We start from the raw sequence: 2,592 nt of genomic DNA, 5'->3' as shown, positions 1-2,592 counted from the left end.
AATAAATGGCACATCTTTTTCTAAACACTCGTTCTAATTCTGTCGGAATTAAACCAGCTGATGTAATTTGAGGTTCGGATTACCAAGTCCTCAAAATTGGAAATAATTTAAAATATCCTTTTTCATGATCTTTCACCTGTCTTAGATTTTAGAAGTATCACTTGGTTTCTCAATTAACTTAAACCGTCGCTGCTGCGTGCGTTTACTAATCCCCGTTTTTCGTTCAATCATCTTGTAGGTCATGCCTTGTTTTCGCAGCTCATAAGCAAATCTGATTTGTTCATCAGAATACGTTTTCGGTCGCCCTTCCCGAAACAACGGATCATGTTGCTTGGCATACAATTTACCTTCTTGTGTGCGCGTGACAATCATATCGCGTTCAAACTGCGCAAAGGCGCTAAATATTGTAAAGACTAATTGGCCAGTCGGCGTATTGTCAATTAAGCCCATATTCAAAATGTTGACTTTGACATTTTCTTTAAACAACTCTTGGATAATGGCTAATGCCTCGCTAATGCCTCGCGCGTGTTCCGCGCAAACCGATCCAGCTTAGTGACAATCAAAGTATCACCTGTTTTTAGAGTGCGCAACAGTTTTTGAAACTCCGGTCGTTCAGTAGTTGTGCCGGTAAACTTTTCCTGAAAGATTTTTCCTGCTCCTGCCAATTTTAGTAACTCAATTTGATTTGCTAATTTTTGATCAGTGGTACTGACCCGCGCATAGCCATATTTCATCTTTTTATCTCCTTACTTATGTCATTAAGTAATGACACGGTTCTAACCCTTTAATTATACAGTATCAAAAAAGAGGCCACAACTGTTAAGTTATGGCCCCACTTTACTCTATCTAAACACTTTAATCATTATATATCAAAAACGTCAAGAAATATTTTTATCTAATCCTCTTTAACAGGGGAATGCTTAGCCACTTGTAGTGCCTGATTGATTACCTTGGCGTATAAAATATCACCAGCCCGAATGCCACCGAAGTGTACGCCATCTATCCCTTTGAAGACTTCTGGATGTTGCGCCGCAATCTTGCCCCAGTCGGCAATCGTAATGAACTTATACTTAGCTGGCAGATGCCGTTCCAAAACGGCCAACTTTGATGAATTTCAGTCAGCATCGGCCCGGGCATTATAAGGTGTCATCAGAATCAACTTGTGCCCCGGCTCCAAGTCATGAATGATCTTCATGGTTTGCTCTTCGTAATCATCCAGCGCGTTGGTCCCAATACAAATCACCGCGTACTGCCGTAACGTATAGCTTCGCTGCTGGTTCATCATGACTTTATACGCCAAGTTCATCGTCCGATCGCCCTTAATCTTTAAGCTTTGCCATTTTTTTAATAGCATGCCTAAATAGATGGTACACATCGCCGCAGGGCAGTGCTTTTCTAACATTCCAGCTACCAAGTGTTTTGGTAAAAATGTCCCTTATTCAGATAATTATTATTACAGGCAAAAATAATCTTAATGTTTAAATTTGCTTCACTTCAATAAAAGACCGGCCTGCTCAACCCCAAGGGTTTTAACGGACCGATCTTTATTTACATTAAGGCATCTTTACTTACTTTGAAAAACTTTTAATTTATCTTAGCCAGTTGTTGTGACAAAGTTTCCACTTGTTTAGTCAACTTCTCCAAATCGTGACTTTGGTTGAAAGTTTTTAAATTTGCTTGCACTTGCCGAACGCTCCTTTCGACAGTTTCTTGACCATTAGTAGTCAAGGTTAGCCGCACAATTCGTCGATCAGTTTGATTTACTTGTGATTGAATTAAATTATCTTGAATCAGTCGCCAAGTGTTTCTGGAAATTAGTGTGCGCTTAACCATGAACGCATCAGCTAATTCACTAGCAGTGGCTTGTCCGTGTTGTTCCAGATAGATTAATATTCCCCACTCACGCATTGAGAAAACAGTTGTGGTCAGCCCTTGCATTAACATCTGGTATGCTTGTTTCTGAATAACCTGTAGGGTTGCTAAGCTCTCAAACTGGATCTTAGTTTGCCGATGATTTAGCATATAATATCATCCTATTCTTTGCGCTGCCGCTTAGTCATTCCGAAGAGTCCTAACACACTACTCATTGCTAATAGTAATAAGCCACTCAGCGTCATGTGTTGTTGATCAGTTTCACCAGTTTGAGGCAACCGTTGGTCCACAAAATTAGTAGCCGCCGCTTGACCAGCCTGAACCGGTTTTGCTGGCGTCGTTGGTTGACTTGGATTAACTGGTTTTGTTGGCGCATCCTTGGTATAAATCACCGTGAAGTCAAGATCACTAGCGTCACCACTCACAGTTTGTGCCCCAATTTCAGCTTGATCTGGCGTATAACCCTTAATAACTGGGCTAGTCACTGCCGCAAAGCTTTGATCAGCTGACCAAGACCCATAGGTCTTTTCACCTGTAACCGTATCAGTTGAGACTTGACGCGTAAAGGTCACTTGAGCGGTGTTATCAGCAGGAGTTTGATTACCAGCGCCTTGATAATGAATAGTTTCTGTAACGGTTTTGGCCTCTGTAGACTGAATGTTTTGATGCTTCAAGTGAACCGTGAAATTCTGATCAGTTGTGTCATTATTGTCGAATGTC

At 41.1% G+C, this 2,592-nt stretch carries 2 protein-coding genes and 2 pseudogenes; all 4 read right to left on the bottom strand.

All coding sequences use genetic code 11. The features are described 5' to 3' along the window. Positions 1–141: 141 nt before the first annotated feature. A pseudogene (locus FC70_RS02445) lies at positions 142–734 on the bottom strand (recombinase family protein). 161 nt (positions 735–895) lie between these two features. Next, positions 896–1,321, bottom strand: a pseudogene (locus tag FC70_RS09100) (SGNH/GDSL hydrolase family protein); the annotation flags it as partial. 263 nt (positions 1,322–1,584) lie between these two features. Beyond that, a complete protein-coding gene (locus FC70_RS02430) occupies positions 1,585–2,022 on the bottom strand; it encodes a MarR family transcriptional regulator (protein WP_057889457.1) in 438 nt (145 codons plus the stop codon). Positions 2,023–2,033: 11 nt separating this feature from the next. Beyond that, positions 2,034–2,592 (bottom strand): mucin-binding protein (locus FC70_RS02425; RefSeq protein WP_057889456.1); only part of this gene is annotated, 559 nt, incomplete at its 5' end.

Source organism: Paucilactobacillus oligofermentans DSM 15707 = LMG 22743 (assembly GCF_001434315.1).
Classification (GTDB): Bacteria; Bacillota; Bacilli; order Lactobacillales; family Lactobacillaceae; genus Paucilactobacillus; species Paucilactobacillus oligofermentans.
Note: the sequence above shows the minus strand (reverse complement) of the source record. Positions and strands in the feature narration are given on the sequence as shown.